This is a genomic window from Nocardia pseudovaccinii NBRC 100343 (assembly GCF_001613225.1).
Taxonomy (GTDB): domain Bacteria; phylum Actinomycetota; class Actinomycetes; order Mycobacteriales; family Mycobacteriaceae; genus Nocardia; species Nocardia pseudovaccinii.
Genome location: NZ_BDBY01000309.1, coordinates 1 through 2,374, shown reverse-complemented (window position 1 = coordinate 2,374; position 2,374 = coordinate 1). Strand labels below are relative to the sequence as shown.

The 2,374-nt window shown below is 65.0% G+C and carries 2 protein-coding genes; both read right to left on the bottom strand.

Features of this window, described 5'->3' with window-relative positions:
- Positions 1-231: 231 nt before the first annotated feature.
- Positions 232-1,113 carry a RusA family crossover junction endodeoxyribonuclease gene (locus tag NP3_RS51345; protein WP_307680146.1) on the bottom strand — a complete coding sequence of 294 codons (882 nt, stop codon included), beginning with the start codon at positions 1,111-1,113 and terminating at the stop codon, positions 232-234.
- A 20-nt stretch (positions 1,114-1,133) separates the two neighbouring features.
- Positions 1,134-2,374, bottom strand: a 1,241-nt coding sequence (locus NP3_RS36250) for a coiled-coil domain-containing protein (protein WP_444980798.1), incomplete at its 5' end; no start/stop codon positions are given.

Genomic DNA, 2,374 nt, shown 5'->3' with positions numbered 1-2,374 from the left:
CCGAGCAGTGCAACGCTGTGACCAGCGGAAACTTAAATACCCTAGTGGGGTATTGGAAGGGTGCAAAAGGTGTGACCACGCTATTTGCTCTTATTTCCGGCAAGGCACGTTCAGCTCGATCTCATAGGCACGACTCGGTCAGCCATCACGGGGCCACCCAGCGCGCGGACTCAAGACAGCACGAAGGCCTGGACCGCTGCATGCGCGTCCAGGCCTTCGCGGCGCGTGTGTTCACCCGTGAGGGGCCGAAACCTTTTTCCCCGCACTAGCTCGAGATGCGCGAACTCGGCACGCGCCTGAGCACGTCTTGCGAGGTCGGCCGGTGGCGGGCTGCACGATATCCTTGCCGCACACTGAGCAGTGACAGCTCGAAGACGCCGAACCCGGGGAAGAAATAGGCGTTGGTGTCGCTGACACCGCGATGTCGGGGGAAGAAATAGGCGTGGCGGGGACCGCGTGCAAAGCAGGTCGCTGAGCTGGCCGCCGCTGCCTGTTCTCGGTGGCACGTTTCGGGGCGATGCGCGCCGTTCTAACGGGATGAGCCTGCTCAACCGGCACCGATGGCACCACAACCGGATCTGGCGCGGGAGCGGGCTCTGCAGGCACGCTGTCGGACGGCTGCGCATCCCAGGTGATCTCTAGCCACATCGCACCGCTCTTGCCCTTCTCGGCGCGGTGGATGATCGGCTCGGGCTTGGCCATGAACTCGGGGGTGTCATCGGGCACCAGGCCACACCCGAGCTGGGCAGGGATCAGCGTCGGTTTCTTCTTGGGGTCCCTCGGCCGCGAGAGCCGCGCAGGCCGACCGTCAGTGAGCGCGTCGTAGGCCGGCTTGGCCGTGTCGACCAAGTTGTCCGTGTCCCGCCGCCGATTGTCTCTCGGGCGGTAGTGCAGCGTCACCGTGACATGGTCGAGGCCGCGAGGCAGCCGCGCCGCCATAGCCCGCTCGTAGACCTCCTGGCGGACTGCCGCGATCTTCGCGGCGCGGGCGAACATCGCGCCACGCGTCGCACGACGCTGGTTCAGTGTGAGAGGCGGTGCCGTCCAAGACAATTCGATGATCGCAGACCCCGCGCCGATGTCCGACCGCGCCGCTGCTGCTGGGTTGTTCACGTCCAAGCCCCCTCTCGGAATCAGCCCTGAGCACGCGGGGTTGTCGGAGAGGGAAGATTCTCTTTTTCTTCCCCCAGCGCGACATTGTGCGCCGCTGCGGTGGCATTTTTCAGCATTGCGCTGTAGTAGTCGGTTACCTCTTGGAGCCGCGTCCGGTACCGCTCGTCATCCTCGTCACGGCGCTTACGCTCCTTGTCCAGGTTGTCGATGAGCTGATCCACCTGCTTCCGCAGATGCACAGCTTCGCCTTCCGCGTGCTTCCGCGCCCGCTGAGCGGCCTCGACCTGGTCATGAGCAGATCGTGTGTCCTCAGCCGCTTTCTGGGCAGTTGCGGCGGACTCAGCGGCAATCCGGTCCGCACGCTTCCGCTGCTCCTCGGCTTCCTTCAGCGCCTGGTCACGCTCCGCAAGGGCCGCGGCAATCGCCGTGGCGGCCTCATCCTGAGCGGCCTGGATCGTGTCCGCCGCCATCTTCTGGGCCTCGGCAACAGCCTGAGCGGCCTCTGCCGTCGCAGTCTCTGCCGCAGCCTTCGCCTCGTCGCGCTCAATTGCCATCCGATGGCGTTCCTCGGCGTGCTTGTCGGCGAGCTTGCGGCGCTCCTGCGCCAACTCCTCCGCGACCTTGCGCTGCGTGTTCGCGTGGACTAGCTCCTCCTCTGCAGCGGTCACGACCTGGATGACCTCGCGCTCAGCCGCCCCGGCCGCCCCGGCCGCCCCGATTACCGCGCGGGCTTCCGGAGCGATCTTCTCGGCAGCCTGGGCGATCTTCTCGGCAGCGGCCTGGAACTGCTCAACGAGCGCGGCGAACTGCTCGCGCGCCTCAGTCACCGGCCGATTGGACTCGTCACCAGCCGACTCCGCGACAGCCGGTGTAACGGAAGTGGATGTAACGAAAGTATTGGCCGCAGGCTCGACAGGCTCGGAAGAAACCGTCTCGTCGAGGCGCGAAAGAACAGGGGGCTCCTGCTGTGGGACAGGGTGGATAGCTGGTGCCGCGTTGAATCCGTGCAGATCACGGGCCTTTGCGGCATTTTTTCCATTATGCTCGACAGGGCGGCCATCAACTCCTACAACCACCTCATCGCAGTACTTCGGGAGACGGCCTTGCAGACTCCGAACGTAGACGGGGCGACCGCAAAAATGGCCCGCGTCATCCATCACGAATTCGCAGGTACCAGCCTGTTCGCCGATCGCAAGCCGCCTCTTCTTGCCATACCTGGTATCCACGTCGACCATCCTCGGTTCGGTCACTGGCCGCGCCT